This is a genomic window from uncultured Streptococcus sp., assembly GCF_963518475.1.
Taxonomy (GTDB): domain Bacteria; phylum Bacillota; class Bacilli; order Lactobacillales; family Streptococcaceae; genus Streptococcus.
Genome location: NZ_CAUQJA010000015.1, coordinates 26,460 through 44,349, shown reverse-complemented (window position 1 = coordinate 44,349; position 17,890 = coordinate 26,460). Strand labels below are relative to the sequence as shown.

At 40.7% G+C, this 17,890-nt stretch carries 14 protein-coding genes and 1 pseudogene; 13 read left to right on the top strand and 2 right to left on the bottom strand.

The features are described from left to right. From RYK12_RS07130 to RYK12_RS07085, 10 genes and pseudogenes are all read left to right on the top strand, one after another. Positions 1-266, top strand: a pseudogene (locus RYK12_RS07130) (histidine phosphatase family protein); the annotation flags it as partial. Positions 267-279: 13 nt separating this feature from the next. Beyond that, positions 280-1,641 carry a DNA repair protein RadA gene (gene radA, locus RYK12_RS07125; protein ID WP_399555446.1) on the top strand — a complete coding sequence of 454 codons (1,362 nt, stop codon included), beginning with the start codon at positions 280-282 and terminating at the stop codon, positions 1,639-1,641. 72 nt (positions 1,642-1,713) lie between these two features. Next, entirely contained in the window at positions 1,714-2,211 is a 498-nt protein-coding gene (locus tag RYK12_RS07120; protein WP_084925939.1) for a carbonic anhydrase, read from the top strand. Between the two features lie 24 nt (positions 2,212-2,235). Next, positions 2,236-3,051: a PrsW family intramembrane metalloprotease gene (locus RYK12_RS07115; RefSeq protein ID WP_153199789.1), complete on the top strand. Its 816-nt coding sequence runs from the start codon at positions 2,236-2,238 to the stop codon at positions 3,049-3,051. 145 nt (positions 3,052-3,196) lie between these two features. Next, on the top strand, positions 3,197-4,165 hold the full coding sequence (locus RYK12_RS07110) for a ribose-phosphate diphosphokinase (RefSeq protein WP_033682853.1): 969 nt from the start codon (positions 3,197-3,199) through the stop codon (positions 4,163-4,165). Between the two features lie 117 nt (positions 4,166-4,282). Beyond that, the gene (locus tag RYK12_RS07105; protein ID WP_314848081.1) at positions 4,283-5,230 is read left to right on the top strand and encodes an Rpn family recombination-promoting nuclease/putative transposase; all 948 of its coding nucleotides are present in this window, start codon (positions 4,283-4,285) and stop codon (positions 5,228-5,230) included. 374 nt (positions 5,231-5,604) lie between these two features. Then, a complete protein-coding gene (locus RYK12_RS07100) occupies positions 5,605-6,585 on the top strand; it encodes an N-acetylmuramoyl-L-alanine amidase family protein (protein ID WP_049544006.1) in 981 nt (326 codons plus the stop codon). A gap of 145 nt (positions 6,586-6,730) precedes the next feature. Further along, the gene (locus RYK12_RS07095; RefSeq protein ID WP_049544004.1) at positions 6,731-8,056 is read left to right on the top strand and encodes an N-acetylmuramoyl-L-alanine amidase family protein; all 1,326 of its coding nucleotides are present in this window, start codon (positions 6,731-6,733) and stop codon (positions 8,054-8,056) included. Positions 8,057-8,199: 143 nt separating this feature from the next. Then, positions 8,200-9,825 (top strand): N-acetylmuramoyl-L-alanine amidase family protein, encoded by a 1,626-nt coding sequence (locus RYK12_RS07090; protein WP_060627308.1) that lies wholly within the window; start codon positions 8,200-8,202, stop codon positions 9,823-9,825. 215 nt (positions 9,826-10,040) lie between these two features. Beyond that, positions 10,041-12,194: an LPXTG cell wall anchor domain-containing protein gene (locus RYK12_RS07085; RefSeq protein WP_314848072.1), complete on the top strand. Its 2,154-nt coding sequence runs from the start codon at positions 10,041-10,043 to the stop codon at positions 12,192-12,194. A gap of 135 nt (positions 12,195-12,329) precedes the next feature. Here RYK12_RS07085 and RYK12_RS07080 read toward each other — a convergent pair whose 3' ends face one another. Further along, positions 12,330-13,229: an Rpn family recombination-promoting nuclease/putative transposase gene (locus tag RYK12_RS07080; RefSeq protein WP_314848069.1), complete on the bottom strand. Its 900-nt coding sequence runs from the start codon at positions 13,227-13,229 to the stop codon at positions 12,330-12,332. A gap of 147 nt (positions 13,230-13,376) precedes the next feature. Here RYK12_RS07080 and polA point away from each other — a divergent pair, with 147 nt between their 5' ends. The 3 genes from polA (at position 13,377) to RYK12_RS07065 (ending at position 16,764) form a co-directional block, all read left to right on the top strand. Beyond that, positions 13,377-16,010 (top strand): DNA polymerase I, encoded by a 2,634-nt coding sequence (polA, locus tag RYK12_RS07075; protein WP_314848067.1) that lies wholly within the window; start codon positions 13,377-13,379, stop codon positions 16,008-16,010. Positions 16,011-16,094: 84 nt separating this feature from the next. Further along, positions 16,095-16,532: a CoA-binding protein gene (locus RYK12_RS07070; RefSeq protein ID WP_000076477.1), complete on the top strand. Its 438-nt coding sequence runs from the start codon at positions 16,095-16,097 to the stop codon at positions 16,530-16,532. Positions 16,533-16,572: 40 nt separating this feature from the next. Then, on the top strand, positions 16,573-16,764 hold the full coding sequence (locus RYK12_RS07065) for a hypothetical protein (protein WP_314848063.1): 192 nt from the start codon (positions 16,573-16,575) through the stop codon (positions 16,762-16,764). Here RYK12_RS07065 and RYK12_RS07060 read toward each other — a convergent pair. Continuing rightward, the gene (locus tag RYK12_RS07060) at positions 16,761-17,771 is read right to left on the bottom strand and encodes a YeiH family protein (RefSeq protein WP_314848060.1); all 1,011 of its coding nucleotides are present in this window, start codon (positions 17,769-17,771) and stop codon (positions 16,761-16,763) included. The two genes, RYK12_RS07065 and RYK12_RS07060, sit on opposite strands and share 4 nt — an antisense overlap. Positions 17,772-17,890: the final 119 nt, after the last annotated feature.

The window sequence follows — 17,890 nt, the reverse complement described above, 5'->3', positions numbered from 1 at the left end:
ATGAATGGCAGGTCTATGAAAGTGGCACAGATAATTTTGAAAAAGCTCGTACTATATTTCTGGAAAATAAGGGGGAGTTACTTCCTAATAGTACTATTCAATATGAGACAGCTACGGAGATGAAGTCTCGTTTTCTAGGCTGCATGGCTAAGTATCGAGATTATCAGACTGTGATAGTGGTAACTCACAACATGCTCATGCGCCAGTTTGTGCCAAATGAGAAGATTGATTTTTGCCAAGTGATTGAGTGTGAGTTAGAGATATAGAAAGAGGTTTATCATCGCAAAGAAAAAAGCGACATTTGTATGTCAAAATTGTGGCTATAATTCCCCTAAATATCTGGGACGTTGCCCCAACTGTGAGTCTTGGTCTTCCTTTGTAGAAGAGGTTGAGGTTGCCGAGGTCAAGAATGCGCGTGTGTCTTTAACAGGTGAGAAAACCAAGCCCATGAAACTGGCTGAAGTGACCTCCATCAATGTCAATCGAACCAAGACGGAGATGGAGGAATTCAACCGTGTACTTGGAGGCGGAGTGGTACCAGGAAGTCTCGTACTCATAGGTGGGGATCCTGGAATTGGGAAATCAACCCTTCTCCTACAAGTCTCAACCCAGTTGTCCCAAGTGGGGACAGTTCTATATGTCAGTGGGGAGGAGTCTGCCCAGCAGATTAAACTACGTGCAGAGCGCTTAGGTGATATTGATAGTGAGTTTTATCTCTATGCAGAGACCAATATGCAGAGTGTTCGAGCAGAGGTAGAGCGCATCCAGCCAGATTTTCTCATCATCGACTCCATTCAGACTATTATGTCTCCTGAAATTTCAGGGGTGCAAGGATCTGTGTCTCAGGTGCGTGAAGTAACTGCTGAGCTCATGCAGCTGGCCAAGACTAATAACATTGCCATCTTTATCGTAGGACATGTGACCAAGGAAGGTACTCTGGCTGGTCCGCGTATGTTGGAGCATATGGTGGATACGGTGCTTTACTTTGAAGGGGAGCGTCACCATACCTTCCGTATTTTGAGGGCGGTCAAAAATCGTTTTGGTTCCACTAATGAGATTGGGATTTTTGAGATGCAGTCGGGCGGTTTGGTTGAGGTTCTCAATCCGAGTCAAGTTTTCCTAGAGGAGCGTTTGGATGGGGCGACTGGTTCGTCAATCGTTGTGACTATGGAAGGGACGCGTCCGATTTTGGCGGAGGTTCAGGCTTTGGTAACACCGACCATGTTTGGAAATGCCAAGCGTACGACGACAGGACTTGATTTTAATCGTGCGAGTTTGATTATGGCTGTTTTGGAAAAGCGTGCAGGTCTTCTCTTGCAAAATCAGGACGCCTATCTCAAATCTGCTGGAGGTGTCAAATTGGATGAACCTGCCATTGACTTAGCTGTTGCAGTTGCCATTGCTTCGAGCTATAAAGACAAGCCAACCAACCCTCAGGAATGTTTTGTGGGAGAACTGGGTTTGACTGGAGAAATTCGGCGCGTGAATCGTATCGAGCAACGCATCAATGAAGCTGCTAAACTGGGCTTTACAAAAATCTATGTACCGAAAAATTCCTTGACAGGAATCACTCCACCCATGGAAATTCAGGTCATTGGCGTGACAACGATTCAGGAAGTTTTGAAAAAGGTCTTTGCATAATCCGTGACAAATCCTCTTAAAAATGATAAGATAGGAGAAATATTTGACTATCAAATTTTCGAGGAGGGAATCGTGTCGTATTTTGAACAGTTTATGCAAGCCAATCAGGCTTATGTTGCCCTACATGGGCAGTTAAATCTGCCACTTAAACCCAAAACAAGAGTGGCTATTGTGACCTGTATGGACTCACGTTTGCACGTGGCGCAAGCTTTGGGATTGGCACTTGGGGATGCTCATATCTTGCGGAATGCAGGTGGTCGAGTGACTGAGGACATGATTCGTTCGCTGGTTATTTCCCAGCAACAGATGGGGACAAGAGAGATTGTGGTGTTACACCATACAGACTGTGGTGCTCAGACTTTTGAAAATGGCTCTTTTCAGGAGTATCTGAAAGAGGAACTAGGTGTCGATGTGTCAGACCAGGACTTCTTGCCCTTCCAAAATATAGAGGAGAGTGTGCGCGAGGATATGCAACTCCTTATCGAGTCTCCCCTAATACCAGATGATGTCATTATCTCTGGTGCTATTTACGATGTGGATACAGGAAGTATGACAGTCGTAGAATTGTAAAAAATTCATTTAGAAAGAAAGTGTATGAAGAAAAACAGTATTTTATTTATTTTTATTTTATTGCTATGTATTGGTGTACAATATGAAACCATCTATTATACGGACGGTTCTATGTCAGGTGCGGAATATGGACTCATGGGAGTTTCTATCTTTCTAGCTCTCTTTTACATGATTCCGGCTCTTTATTTCCTTTTCCGTATTGGGAAAAAATGGGAATTACCAAAGAAAGCCTTGATTCTGTCTTTATTGGGTGGGATGTTCCTTTCAGGCTGGTTGTCTAGCTTTGCGAATACCTATATCCATGATTTGCTGGGGGTTCTTTTCCCAGATAATGCATTTTTAAATGCCTTTGAAAGTGCGATTGTGGCTCCTTTGGTAGAAGAACCCTTGAAATTATTGCCACTTGTTTTTGTTTTAGCTTTGATTCCTGTGCGAAAATTAAAATCTTTGTTTTTACTAGGAATTGCTTCTGGTTTAGGATTCCAAATGATTGAGGATATTGGCTACATTCGTACGGATTTACCAGAAGGATTTGACTTTACCATTTCGAGAATTTTAGAGCGTATCATCTCAGGAATTGCCTCTCACTGGACTTTTTCAGGTCTGGCTGTAGTAGGTGTTTACTTGCTTTACAGAGCCTATAAAGGACAGAAGGTTGGCAAGAAACAGGGGCTTATTTTCCTAGGTTTAGCCTTGGGAACTCATTTCTTGTTTAACTCTCCTTTTGTAGAATTAGAGACAGAGTTGCCACTAGCGATTCCAGTGGTTACGGCTATTGCTCTCTATGGTTTTTATCAGGCTTATCGCTTTGTTGAGAAGCACAATGAGTTGATGAACTAGAATATTTTTCAAAAGAATGATGCAAGGGTACAAATATGGTACCCTTCTTTTATTTTTGATTGAAAAATAGTGCAAAAAGCGCTACAATGGTAGATGGAAAAATCTTGTGAAAAGCACAAGCGATACATATATACCGGAGGAAATCATGTCTTTTTCTGATTTAAAGCTGTTTGCCCTTTCTTCTAATCAAGAATTGGCAAAACGTGTAGCGCAGGAGATTGGGATAGAGTTGGGGAAATCAAGTGTTCGCCAATTTTCAGATGGAGAGATTCAGGTCAACATCGAAGAATCAATCCGTGGGAAACACGTCTTTATCCTACAATCAACTAGCTCGCCTGTAAATGACAATCTGCTTGAAATTTTGATTATGGTGGATGCTTTGAAGCGTGCGAGTGCAGAATCTGTCAATGTTGTCATGCCTTACTATGGGTATGCACGTCAGGATAGAAAGGCGAGAGCGCGTGAGCCAATCACTTCAAAACTTGTCGCAAATATGCTTGAAGTAGCTGGAGTGGATCGTTTATTGACAATCGACTTGCATGCTGCGCAGATTCAAGGATTCTTTGATATTCCTGTGGATCACTTGATGGGAGCTCCTCTGATTGCGGATTATTTTGAGCGTCGTGGCATGGTTGGTTCTGACTATGTGGTTGTCAGCCCAGACCATGGAGGAGTGACTCGTGCTCGTAAGTTGGCAGAATTTTTGAAAACATCTATTGCTATCATTGATAAACGTCGTAGTGTTGATAAGATGAATACCAGTGAAGTCATGAACATCATCGGTAAGGTCGAAGGCAAGACTTGTATCTTGATTGATGATATGATTGATACAGCTGGAACGATTTGTCACGCGGCAGATGCCCTTGCAGAAGCTGGTGCTGTTGAAGTCTATGCAAGCTGTACGCACCCAGTTCTTTCTGGTCCTGCTATGGACAATATCCAAAAATCAGCTATTAAGAAATTGGTTGTTTTGGATACTATCTATCTCCCAGAAGAGCGTTTGATTGATAAGATTGAGCAGATTTCAATCGCTCATCTCCTAGGGGATGCTATTGTACGTATCCATGAAAAACGTCCACTTTCTCCACTTTTCAGTATTGAGAAAAAGATTTAATGACCAAGCCTGAGATGATTCTCAGGTTTTTTCATCTCTTTTCCGAATAAATAGATAGAGCCAGAGAATCTAGCAAATCTAGATTTAAAACTGTGGTATAATAAAAGGAGGAAAAGGATGATTCTAAGACATCCGGGCATCAGCCCAACCAACGATTTGGTTGCTAAGAAAATCTTTAGCAACCCAGAAATCACTTGTCAATTTATCCGCGATATGCTGGATTTACCAGCAAAAAATGTGACCATTTTGGAGGGAAGTAATATTCACGTCTTGCCTTCCATACCTTACTCGGCGCAGGATTTCTATACCAGTATAGATGTTTTGGCGGAGTTGGACAATGGCACCCAAGTAATCATTGAAATTCAGGTGCATCATCAGAATTTTTTCATTAATCGTTTATGGGCTTACCTGTGCAGTCAGGTCAATCAAAATCTCGAAAAAATTCGTCAACGAGAAGGTGATACACATCAGAGTTACAAACACATCGCACCGGTATACGCTATCGCAATCGTGGATAGCAACTACTTCTCAGATGACTTGGCTTTTCATAGTTTTAGCATGCGAGAGGATACGACAGGTGAGGCTTTAACAATTACAAACAATGGACAAGAAAACCATCTGGTCAAGATGGCGTTCTTAGAACTAAAAAAATACAGAGAAACCAGCAAAGACGAGGTTCGCAAACCGTGGTTGGAGTTTTTTGGGAATAAACCCTTTACCCAAGAACCAGAGCGAGCTATCAGCCAAGCAGACCAACTGCTAGACTACAAAAGCTGGTCCGAGGAGGACAGGAAAATGTTTAGTCAACTACGTATGCGAGAAGAACAAGCCTTGTTAGCACAGGACTATGCCTTGGAAACCGCTAGAGCCGAAGGTATTGAACAAGGTTTAGAACGTGGTCTTGAACGTGGTCGCGCAGAGGGCATTGAACAGGGACTGGAGCGTGGGAAAGTTGAAGGAAGTTTGTCTATGCTACTAAATCTCGTTCGCCAAGGTCTTCTGACACCTGAGGTTGCCAGCCAGCAATTAGGTATGACGGTCGCAGAGTTTGAGGACTTGCTATAAGGTCACATTTTAAATAGTAGAAAGTTTATAAAATGGCAAGTTATTATCAAAAAACTTGTCATTTTTGCTTGACATTTCGAAGGGGTTATAGGATAATACTACAGAAGTGAGTTCTGTCCAACTGTCTATGTGGATTAGATATGAATGATTTTACTCAAGGATCAAAAAATTGTGAGATTTTCACTTGAATATAGGATATTTTAAGCGTATTCACTCTCGCAAAGTTGTTTTTTTCACCTTTTTTTCTAAAAATGGGTAAAAACTTTAAAAAGTAGAAGAAAACCCTTGACAAATCCTGCAAATATTTATATACTGTATGGTAGTAAGATAGTCTTACGAAAAATATTTTAAAGAAAAACAAAGGAGATAAAACGATGAAAAAAGTTTTATTGACAAGCGCAGTCGCTCTTGCAGCATTTGGTGCTGTACAAGCTGTTTCAGCTGATGGTAACAACGGTTATAGTACTGGTCGTGTAAACCCACTTACTGGTAAAATCGACCAAGCTAACTATAGCGGAAACACAGTTGTTTCAGCTCACACTGGTGTAGTTGCTGATGCTGACCAATACAAACCAGCAACTCCAGCTACAAACCCATACGCTGTAAGAAATCGTATCGGTAAAGATGGTAAGGTTTTACCAGATGTATTTGGTAATGGTACTCATGTTCGTGTACATGTTAAAGATGTCCAAGGTAACCCTGTAGCAGGTGTTAAAGTAGCTGCTTTAGTATACAAAACACCAGAAGACTTTGACAACTACAAAAAACCAGCTTTAATTGAAGGAACTACTGACGCAGCAGGTGATGTTGAGTTTGCTGTTGAAAACGGTGGTTATGTAGTTTACCGTGTTGATCAAGCTCCAAAAGGTTACTTTGTTCCTGCTAATCTTACAGTAGGTACTCTACTTGATGCAGAAGAAGTTGTACGTGAAGGTTCAGACATGTTTGTTAACGGTGAGTTGACAATCGAAAAAACTGACACTTATAACGTTGCTCGTACTGAGTGGGTTCAAGGTGAAAACGGATGGCACTACTTCGACAACAACAAACAAGCTACTGGTTGGAAACAAGTTGACGGTAAATGGTACTTCTTTAACGCTGAAGGCGTAATGCAAAAATGGTGGGTTAAAGATGGTAACACTTGGTACTACCTAAACGGTTCAGGTGCTATGGAAACTGGTTGGTTGCAAGACGGTGGCAAATGGTACTTCCTTGAAGCATCAGGTGCTATGAAAGCTAGCCAATGGTTTGAAGTTGCTGGTAAATGGTACTACGTTGACGGTTCAGGTGCCCTTGCAGTTAACACAACTGTAGGTGGATACACTGTAAACGGAAACGGTGAATGGGTTAAATAATCTAGTTTAATCAAAAAAGCAGAAGATTTCTTCTGCTTTTTATTTTTTACATAAAAAGTTCAGTTTTTCTTAGAATTTTTTTAAAAAATAAGATACAATAAAGCTAGGTTTATCACCTAAATTTTTAAAAATGGAGAATATTCAAATGAAGAATAAAAAAGCTTTAGCTCTAGCATTAGCTAGTCTAACAATGGCAAGTGCAGCAGTTTTGACAAGTTATTCTGCTACTACTGCTAGTCCAGTAAGTGCGGAAGAAGTTGTTTATAGAACTGAGTGGGTCACAGTGATTAATGGGCGCTCACAGGAGCGTAAGACAGTTTTTTATGAAGATGGTAATCAACCTATTTCAAAACATCCATCAATTGATGGTTTTGAATACCAACGTACTTTTGTTGAAGGTGGGAGAAAATATTACCTATTTGTTGAAAAAGGAACAAAGATTGAAGATCATGTAAATGATCCAGATGCTCCAGTTAGTGAATTAAATACTCAGGGTTATAAGACGTCTGACAAGGATGTAAAATGGCGTGAGTCAGCTGGGAATCGTTATCTTTACTATAAAGGAAACCCTGTAAAAGGTTGGGCAAATGTTGATGGTAAAACTTACTATTTTGATAGTGAAGGTGTTATGGCTCACGGAGTACTTGAAAACACCTCTGAACGTTACTATCTAGATGGACAAGGTGTTAAGAAAACTGGTTTCATTAAAGTAGGAGAAAAAACCTATTATTTTGTGTCAGATGGAGCTCGTAAGACAGAAGTTGTTACCGATAATGGTAAAACTTATTTTGTCAAAGATGGTGTTGTGACAACTGGAGCTCATAAAGTTGGGGCAAAATGGTACTTCTTTGCTGAAGATGGCACAACCAAGTCAGGTATTGTAAAAGACAGTGCTGGTAAATGGTATTACATCACAGCAGAAGGTGAACGTAAGACTGGTCTTATCAAGGATGCTGGAGATAAGTATTACTATGTTACTGAAGAAGGTGAGCGTAAGTTCGGTGAAATCACTGTTGATGGTAAAACGTACTTCTTGACAGATGATTCTGATACTAAAGCTGGCTGGAACAAAGTTGACAATCATTGGATTTATGTAAATAAAGAAGGTAAACGTCAAGTTGGTTGGCTTAAAGATGGTGGTAAATGGTACTATTTTAACGCTGAAGGCATCATGCAAAAATGGTGGGTTAAAGATGGCAACACTTGGTACTATCTAAATGGTTCAGGTGAGATGCAAACTGGCTGGTTGCAAGATGGTGGCACTTGGTACTACCTAAATAGTTCAGGTGCTATGCAAACAGGTTGGGCTAAAGTAGGTGATTCATGGTACTACCTCAAAGGCTCAGGTGCTATGGTAACTGGTTGGTTCCAAGTTGGTGGTAAATGGTACTATGCTTATAGTTCAGGTGCCCTTGCAGTAAGTACTACAGTCGATGGCTACTATGTAAATGCCAACGGTGAATGGGTATAAAATAACAAAGAGAGTGGTTTGAACTGCTCTCTTTTTGTTACTCTTAAATATTTCTACACTTTTTATGTTTTTTATTGCATTTATTATAGGAAAGGGATATAATTTAGATAAATTTATTATCTTAATACAGGAGGATTTTTTCTATGAGAAAAACACTAACAGGTATCTTGCTAGCTACTTCAGTGCTAGCGATGGCTACGGTCCAACAAGTAAAAGCTGCTGAAACAGGGGCAACAACGACTTCAACAACTTCTACGGTTAAAGAAGTCCACTATGCAACATTTAAAAATGGTGGACCTGTAGATATCAAAACTGCACTAACAGGATCTGCTGTGACAGCTGCATCTATTGAGAATCACCCTGAAATTGCAAATTATATCTATACTTCTAGTAGAGAAGAGAATGGTATTATGTATCATATGTATGCGCCAACTGCTACAACAGGTACTACGAATTCTGGTACTCAGACCAATCCATACCATAGAGATAACAACCAAAACAATGGTAGCACTAGTAATACTAATGGGAACAATAACCAAAATGGTACTGGTACAAACAATAATAGTGGCTCAACAACTTCTAACTCTTCTGTCAAAGCAGTTCGTTTTGTAGAATATAAACCTGGTAGTGATGTTCCAGTTGATATTAAAGATCCACGTACAGGATCTGCAGCTTCTGATACCAGTCGTCTGGATATTGCCAACTATACTTATGTTAATGGTGAATTAAAAGGTGATACACTTTACCATATTTATCGTTCAAATTCAACGACTAATACTAACCAAAATAATAGTAATAATCAAAACCAGTCTACTTCTGCAGGTCAATTCAAAACGGAGAACGGGAAGGTCTACTATATTAAGGACGGCAAAAAGGTTACCGGCTGGCAAAAAATTGATGGTAAGACTTACTACTTTGAAGCTGATGGAGCTATGAAAAAAGGTCTATTGACTGCAGGTGATAAGCAATACTACCTAGATGAAAAAGATGGTTTCAAACAGTTAGGATTTGTAAAAGTTGCTGATAAGGTTTACTATTTTGTTGAAAATGGTGATAAGAAAACTGGCTTTATCAAAATTGATGATAAAACTTACTATCTAAAAGAAGGTGTTCGTCTAACAGGGGATATTACAGTAGACGGGAAACATTATTTCTTAGATGAGGAAGGTGTCCTTAAACCAGGTATTGTTTTAATTGATGGTAAAAAATTCTTCATCGATGATGAGGGAAATCGTCATGTTGGATGGAAGAAAATTGGACTGGATTGGTATTATTTCTCTAAAGAAGATGGAATGAAGACAGGTTGGGTCAAAGATGGGTCATGGTATTACTTGGATGAAACTGGTGTGATGAAAACTGGCTGGAAACAAGTTGATGGTAATTGGTACTATCTTAACGGCTCAGGTGCTATGGAAACTGGCTGGAAATTTATAAATGGCAGCTGGTATCATTTTGATAGTTTAGGTAAAATGGGTACTAGATGGATAAAAGACAATGGTACATGGTATTATCTTGACGGTTCAGGTGCTATGCAGACAGGCTGGAAATTTGTAGATGGCAATTGGTATTACCTCAATGCTTCAGGTGCTATGCAGACAGGTTGGTTGAACCAAGGTGGAACATGGTATTATCTTGCTAGTTCAGGCGCTATGAAGACAGGTTGGTTCCAAGTAGCTGGTAAATGGTATTATTCATATTCTTCAGGAGCTTTGGCAGTTAATACTACAATTAATGGGTATACTGTGAATGCTAATGGTGAATGGGTTTAATTTTAAGTAATTAAATCAAAGCAGGGGAGAAATCTCCTGCTTTTTAGCTTTTTTGGCTCTTTGTCAACTGTAGTGGATTGAAGAAAAGATAAGATTTAGAAAGGATAAATTTTTCCAGTTTAAATGAATTAAAAGGGTTTATTTATATTGCTTGCTTATGACATTAAGAAACGTTATAATGGAAAGGAATATATTATAAAAAAGAGGTTTTTAAAATGGATAAAAAGAAAATAATTTTAACTAGCTTGGCTAGTGTTGCTATGTTGGGATCCGCATTTATTGCTTCTCAACCGTCAGTTGTAAAAGCTGCAGAAGAAACTACAGCTCAAAATGAAATTTTAGCTAATTTTGATCAAGCTTTAGAAGAAACTATTAAAGAATTAGAAGAAGAAGCAAAAAATGATCCAGGATCAGCTGAAAGTATTAAAGAGACAATTGCAAAATTAAAAGCAGAAGCAGCTAAAGAGAGAGCTAAAATCGAGGATGGGTTCAAGACAGGGAAAACCGCAGAAGCTACTGAAAATGAAATAGAAGAAATTGCTAAAAAAGAGGAAGCAGAAGAGGAAGAAGCAGCTAAAGCAGAGGAAGCAGCTCAAAAAGAATTTTTAGCGAATTTTGATAAAGCGTTAGAAGACGCAATTGCAGAATTAAAAAAAGCGGATACTCAAAATAATCCTGAATTAGCAAAACAAGTTGCAGAGGCCATTACAAAATTAAAAGCAGAAGCAGCTAAACAGAAAAAAGAAATCGAGGATGGTTTCAAAAATGGTTTAACTGTAGAAGAAGCTGAAAAAGCAATTGATGATGCAAATAAAAAAGCTGCGGAAGAAGCAAAAGCAGAAGCAGAAGCAAAAGCAAAACAAGACGAGTTCTTAGCAAATTATGATAAAGCATTAGAAGAGGCTGTCAAAGAATTAGAAAAAGCTGAAACGAATAGTCCAGAAGAAGCAAAAGCAAAAGCTGATACAATTGCAGCATTAAAAGCAGCATCAGACGCAACAAGAAAACAAATCGTAGAAGGCTTCGAAAAAGGATTAACTGTAGAAGAAGCAGAGAAATTAATCGATAAAGCAAATGAGAAAGCTGCAGAAGAAGATAAAGAAGCGGCAGCAAAAGAAAAAGCAGCACAAGACGAGTTCTTAGCAAATTATGATAAAGCATTAGAAGAGGCTGTCAAAGAATTAGAAAAAGCTGAAACGAATAGTCCAGAAGAAGCAAAAGCAAAAGCTGATACAATTGCAGCATTAAAAGCAGCATCAGACGCAACAAGAAAACAAATCGTAGAAGGCTTCGAAAAAGGATTAACTGTAGAAGAAGCAGAGAAATTAATCGATAAAGCGAATGAGAAGGCTGCAGAAGAAGATAAAGAAGCGGCAGCTAAAGAAGAAGCAGCGCAAAAAGAATTCTTAGCTAATTATGATGCAGCATTAAAAGCAGCAATTGCAGAGTTAGAAAAAGCTGAAACGAATAGTCCAGAAGAAGCAAAAGCAAAAGCTGATACAATTGCAGCATTAAAAGCAGCATCAGACGCAACAAGAAAACAAATCGTAGAAGGCTTCGAAAAAGGATTAACTGTAGAAGAAGCAGAGAAATTAATCGATAAAGCGAATGAGAAGGCTGCAGAAGAAGATAAAGAAGCGGCAGCTAAAGAAGAAGCAGCGCAAAAAGAATTCTTAGCTAATTATGATGCGGCATTAAAAGCAGCAATTGCAGAATTAGAAAAAGCTGATACGAAGAATGATCCTGAATTAGAAAAACAAAAACAGGAAGTAATTGAAAAATTAAAGGAAGAAGCAGCTAAAAAGAGATCTGACTTTGTGAAACGATTCAAAGAAGGCTTAACTGCAAAAGAAGCAGAAAAAGAATTAGATGCGGCAAATAAAAAAGCTGAAGAAACTACAAATCCCGCTCCTGCTGAGGAAAATAAACCAGCTGAACAACCTAAATCAGAAAAAGGTGAAGCTTTAGTTCAAGAAGAACTTCCAGAGTATCCTGAAATTAAAAAAGTAGGTGATAGTACAGGTAGCCCAACTAAAGAAGAAGGTAGACAAAGTGATAACACAGCTGTAAATGAACCTGCACTTGTACCAACTACACCAGCTGCACCTGGAACAGATGCTTCATCTACACCAACAACTCCTAGAACGGATGCTCCAGCTATGCCAACAGCTGAAACACCGACAACTCCTGCGGTTACACCAACTGTAGCAGGTACTAGCCAAGATAACACTTATCAAGCCCCAGCTGCAAAAGCAGATGATAAGAAAGAACTTCCTAATACTGGTGGTAAAGATAATGTTGCAATTGCATCATTAGGATTCCTTGGATTGCTCCTTGGTGCCCTTCCATTTGTGAAACGCAAAAACTAATTAGTTGAAGATATAAAAGAGAAGGATTTATGACCTTCTCTTTTTGTGATATGGACTATAGTGAGAGTTCTGTTGAAAAGAAGAAAAAAGTGAACAAAACGATGTTTCAGATTTGTTCACTTTTATTCTATAAACTTACAATAGTGCCTCAAATTCAGCGACGGTCATGCCCAACTGCTGGCTGGCAACCTCGGAAGTCAGGAGACCTTGACGAACCATGTCTAAGAAGGCAAAAAGTTTCCCTTCTTCCCTTCCTTCAACTTTCCCACGCTCTAAACCTTTTTCTTCAGCTTGTTCCAAGGCATAGTCCTGTGCTAACAAGGCTTGTTCTTCGCGTCTACGCTGTTCACTAAACATTTTCCTGTCCTCCTCGGACCAGCTCTTGTAGTCTAGCAGTTGGTCTGCTTGACTGATAGCTCGCTCGGGTGCTTGGGTAAAGGGTTTATTGCCGAAAAACTCCAACCACGGCTTGCGAACCTCGTCTTTGCTGGTTTCTCTGTATTTTTTTAATTCCAAGAATGCCATCTTGACTAGATGGTTTTCTTGTCTATTGTTTGTAATTGTTAAAGCCTCACCTGTCGTGTCCTCGCGCATACTAAAGCTATGGAAAGCCAAGTCATCTTGGAAATAATTGCTATTCACGATTGCAATGGCATAAACGGGGGCGATGTGTTTGTAACTTTGATGTGTATCACCTTCTCGTTGACGAATTTTTTCGAGATTTTGATTGACCTGACTGCATAAGTAAGCCCACAAACGATTAATGAAAAAATTCTGATGATGCACTTGGATTTCGATAATAACCTGCGTGCCATTGTCTAACTCTGCCAAAACATCTATACTGGTATAGAAATCCTGCGCTGAGTACGGCAGGGAAGGCAAGACGTGAATGTTACTTCCCTCCAAAATCGTCACATTTTTTGCTGGTAAATCCAGCATATCGCGGATAAATTGACAAGTGATTTCTGGATTGCTAAAGATTTTCTTAGCAACCAAATCATTGGTTGGGCTGATGCCCGGATGACGTACAGTCATACTCTTTCTCCTTTCATTATACCACAGTTTTAAATCTAGGTTTACTGGATTCTCTGGCTCTATCTATTTATTCGGAAAAAGTGTGAAAAATATTGGGTATGGCTCTTCCCAATGGTATTTTTTGGTGCTTTCCTTTATAATGGGTGTATGGATAAGAAAAAATTATTATTGATTGATGGGTCTTCCGTTGCTTTTCGGGCGTTTTTTGCGCTCTATCAGCAGTTGGACCGTTTTAAGAATGCGGCTGGTTTGCATACCAATGCGATTTATGGTTTTCAGTTGATGTTGAGCCATTTGTTGGAGCGAGTTGAGCCGAGTCATATTTTGGTGGCTTTTGATGCGGGTAAGACGACCTTCCGTACAGAGATGTATGCGGACTATAAGGGTGGTCGGGCTAAGACTCCTGATGAGTTTCGTGAGCAATTTCCTTTCATTCGTGAGTTGCTGGATCACATGGGTATTCGCCACTATGAGTTGGCTCAGTATGAGGCGGATGATATCATCGGGACGCTGGATAAACTAGCTGAGCAGGATGGTTTTGATATTACCATTGTCAGTGGGGACAAGGACTTGATTCAGCTGACGGACGAGCATACGGTGGTTGAGATTTCCAAGAAAGGTGTGGCTGAGTTTGAGGCCTTTACGCCAGACTATCTCATGGAAAAGATGGGTCTTACACCGACTCAGTTTATCGATCTCAAGGCGCTCATGGGTGATAAGTCGGATAATATCCCTGGGGTGACCAAAATCGGTGAAAAGACGGGTATCAAGCTCTTGCTGGAGCATGGCTCGCTCGAGGGGATTTATGAGAATATCGATGGGATGAAGGCTTCTAAGATGAAGGAAAATCTCATCAATGATAAGGGACAGGCCTTTTTGTCTAAAACACTGGCGACCATTGATACCAAGGCACCGATTGAGATTGGTTTGGAGGATTTGGTCTATAGTGGTCCAGATGTTGAAAATCTTGGGAAATTCTACGATGAGATGGGCTTCAAACAGCTCAAGCAGGCTTTAAATGTGTCTTCAGGCGATGTGACTGAAAGTTTGGACTTTACTATTGTTGACCAAATCAGTCAAAATATGCTGAGTGAAGAGTCTATCTTCCATTTTGAGCTTTTTGGTGAAAATTACCATACGGATGATTTGGTTGGATTTGCCTGGTCTTGTGGGGAAAAGCTCTATGCTACAGACAAGCTTGAGCTTTTGCAAGAGTCAATTTTCAAGGACTTCTTAGAAAAAACACCTCTGAGAGTGTATGACTTTAAGAAGGCCAAAGTTCTCTTGAATCGTTTTGGTGTGGATTTACAGGCGCCTGCTTTTGATAGCCGTTTAGCTAAATATCTCCTTTCGACTGTGGAGGACAATGAAATTGCGACTATTGCTAGTCTTTATGGTCAGACTTACTTGGTTGATGATGAGACCTTCTACGGTAAAGGTGTTAAAAAGGCCATTCCTGAACGCGAGAAATTCTTGGAACACTTGGCTCGGAAGATTGCAGTTTTGGTCGAAACAGAGCCTATTTTGCTTGAAAAACTCAGTGAAAATGGGCAATTAGAGCTTCTTTATGATATGGAGCAACCTCTGGCTTTTGTCCTTGCCAAGATGGAGATTGCTGGGATTACGGTTAAGAAAGAGACCTTGCTTGAGATGCAGGCTGAAAATGAGCTTGTCATTGAAAAACTGACTCAGGAGATTTATGAGCTGGCTGGTGAGGAGTTTAATATCAACTCGCCTAAGCAGTTGGGGGCACTTCTTTTTGAAAAATTGGGACTTCCTCTAGAATACACTAAGAAAACCAAGACTGGATACTCGACAGCGGTGGATGTCTTGGAGCGCCTTGCTCCGATTGCTCCGATTGTTAAGAAAATCCTCGACTACCGTCAGATTGCTAAGATTCAGTCTACTTATGTGATTGGCTTGCAGGATTGGATTTTAGCTGATGGAAAGATTCATACTCGCTATGTGCAGGATTTGACCCAGACCGGGCGTTTGTCTAGTGTGGATCCAAACTTGCAAAACATTCCTGTGCGTTTGGAGCAGGGCCGTCTCATTCGGAAGGCTTTTGTTCCAGAGTGGGAGGATAGTGTGCTGCTCAGTTCCGACTATTCGCAGATTGAATTGCGCGTTTTGGCTCATATTTCTAAAGATGAACACTTGATAAAGGCCTTCCAAGAGGGTGCTGACATTCATACTTCGACAGCCATGCGAGTCTTTGGCATTGAGCGTCCTGAGGATGTGACTGCAAACGACCGTCGCAATGCCAAGGCCGTTAACTTTGGAGTGGTTTACGGGATTTCAGATTTTGGTTTGTCTAATAATCTGGGGATTAGCCGTAAGGAGGCCAAAGCCTACATTGATACCTACTTTGAACGCTTCCCAGGTATTAAAAACTACATGGATGAAGTGGTGCGTGAGGCGCGTGATAAGGGCTATGTAGAGACCCTCTTCAAGCGTCGTCGTGAGTTGCCAGATATCAATTCGCGCAACTTCAATATTCGTGGTTTTGCAGAGCGAACGGCCATCAACTCACCTATCCAGGGGTCTGCAGCAGATATTCTCAAGATTGCTATGATCCAGCTGGATAAAGCCTTAGTTGCAGGTGCTTATCAGACTAAGATGCTTCTGCAAGTGCACGATGAAATCGTCCTTGAAGTGCCTAAATCGGAACTAGCAGAGATGAAAAAATTGGTCAAACAAACCATGGAAGAAGCCATTCAACTCAGTGTTCCCCTCATCGCAGATGAAAATGAAGGGGTAACATGGTACGAGGCTAAATAAAAAGGGGGCTAGTCCTCCTTTTTTGTAGTAGAATTCTGCAAGCCTTTTCAAAATGTGCTATACTGATGAAAAAGGAGGATTTCTATGAGTCAAGAATTTATCAATCCAAGTGATGGCGTGATTCGTCAGTATCTGGCAACGAGTAAAACCCTTGCTGTGGTGGGGTTATCAGACCGTGAAGAAACAACCAGCAATCGAGTGACCAAGGAAATGCAGGCTCGGGGTTATAAAATTATCCCTGTCAATCCCAAGGCGGCAGGTGGCGAAATCTTGGGTGAAAAGGCTTATGCCAGCCTCGCTGAGATTCCTTTTCCTGTAGATATTGTTAATGTTTACCGTCGCAGTGAATTTCTGCCTGATGTAGCGCGTGATTTTCTCAAGGCTGATGCTAAGATTTTTTGGGCACAGCTAGGACTTGAAAGTCTAGAGGCGGAAGAAATCTTGCGTGCTGGTGGATGCGATGACATCGTGATGAATCGTTGTATCAAGAGAGAACATACACGCTTGATTGAGGAAGCATAAGAAAAAGGTAGCTGGTGGGCTACCTTTTGTGTTATACTCAATGAAAATCAAAGAGCAAACTAGGAAACTAGCCGCAGGTTGCTCAAAACACGGTTTTGAGGTTGCAGATAGAACTGACGAAGTCAGCTCAAAACACAGTTTTGAGGTTGTGGATAGAACTGACGAAGTCAGTAACCATACCTATGGCAAGGCGACGTTGACGTGGTTTGAAGAGATTTTCGAAGAGTATTAGAAAATGCCGATAAGGGTTTGCATACCAAGACTGGTGAGAATGATGGCAATCCAGCAAATCGCTCCGAGAACAATGGATTTTCCGCTAGATTTGACCATAGCGACCAGATTTGTTTTGAGACCGATAGCACTCATGGCCATGATAATGAGGAATTTGGAGAGTTGTTTGAGAGGGGTAAAGAAACTACTGGATACCCCGAGAGAGGTCAGTAGGGTGGTTAGGAGAGATGCAAGGATAAAGTAAAGGATAAACAGTGGGAAGACTTTTTTCAATTGTAAGCCTTGCTTATTTTTTTGTTCACGACTTTGCCAGTAGGAGAGAAAGAGAGTGATGGGGATGATAGCTAGAGTACGTGTGAGTTTGACAATGGTTGCGGATTCGAGGGTATTGGTCTGGTAGAGACTATCCCAGGCGCTAGCTGTGGCGGTTACAGAGGAAGTATCATTGACTGCAGTTCCTGCAAAGAGGGCGAAGCCGTCATTGGATAGATGAAGCCAGGTGCCGAGGGTTGGAAAGATGAGCGCAGCCAAGACATTGAAGAAAAAGATAACGGAGATGGCTTGGGCTACTTCCTTTTCCTTGGCATGGATAACGGGCGCTGTCGCTGCAATGGCAGAACCACCACAGATTGAAGAACCTACTCCAACCAAGGTAGCCAGTTTTGTATCCAGTGCAAAGAAGCGCTGGAAGAAATAGGCAATAATCAGAGCTATTGAGATGGTGGACAGGATGACAGGGAGTGAAGATTGTCCGACTGCGAAGACTTGCGAGATATTGAGACCAAAACCAAGCAAGACAACAGCATATTGAAGCAATTTCTTGGAACTAAAGGTCAATCCCGCATCCAGTTGTTTATAAGGCGAGAGAAAGGGATGGAGAAGCATGCCTATGAAAATTGCAAAGACAGGCGCGCCAATCACAGGGAAGAATCCTCCTAAGTACCAAGATACGATTGAAATCAGAAGGCAGGCCAAGATGCCTGCTCCATTTTTTGATAGAAATGACATAAAAACCTCCAAATAGAATCTGTTACTATTATAGACCTGTAAAGAGGAAAAGTAAAATAGAAAGTGGAAAGCTATTCTATCATGTATTTTTGCGGTCGGGGGGCTTTTGTAGTATAATA

Coding starts and splice junctions, on each gene's coding strand:
- RYK12_RS07115 (WP_153199789.1), top strand. CDS start 2,236: ATGAAGAAAAACAGTATTTTATTTATTTTTATTTTATTGCTATGTATT.
- RYK12_RS07110 (WP_033682853.1), top strand. CDS start 3,197: ATGTCTTTTTCTGATTTAAAGCTGTTTGCCCTTTCTTCTAATCAAGAA.
- RYK12_RS07105 (WP_314848081.1), top strand. CDS start 4,283: ATGATTCTAAGACATCCGGGCATCAGCCCAACCAACGATTTGGTTGCT.
- RYK12_RS07100 (WP_049544006.1), top strand. CDS start 5,605: ATGAAAAAAGTTTTATTGACAAGCGCAGTCGCTCTTGCAGCATTTGGT.
- RYK12_RS07095 (WP_049544004.1), top strand. CDS start 6,731: ATGAAGAATAAAAAAGCTTTAGCTCTAGCATTAGCTAGTCTAACAATG.
- RYK12_RS07090 (WP_060627308.1), top strand. CDS start 8,200: ATGAGAAAAACACTAACAGGTATCTTGCTAGCTACTTCAGTGCTAGCG.
- RYK12_RS07085 (WP_314848072.1), top strand. CDS start 10,041: ATGGATAAAAAGAAAATAATTTTAACTAGCTTGGCTAGTGTTGCTATG.
- RYK12_RS07080 (WP_314848069.1), bottom strand. CDS start 13,229: ATGACTGTACGTCATCCGGGCATCAGCCCAACCAATGATTTGGTTGCT.
- polA (WP_314848067.1), top strand. CDS start 13,377: ATGGATAAGAAAAAATTATTATTGATTGATGGGTCTTCCGTTGCTTTT.
- RYK12_RS07070 (WP_000076477.1), top strand. CDS start 16,095: ATGAGTCAAGAATTTATCAATCCAAGTGATGGCGTGATTCGTCAGTAT.
- RYK12_RS07065 (WP_314848063.1), top strand. CDS start 16,573: ATGAAAATCAAAGAGCAAACTAGGAAACTAGCCGCAGGTTGCTCAAAA.
- RYK12_RS07060 (WP_314848060.1), bottom strand. CDS start 17,771: ATGTCATTTCTATCAAAAAATGGAGCAGGCATCTTGGCCTGCCTTCTG.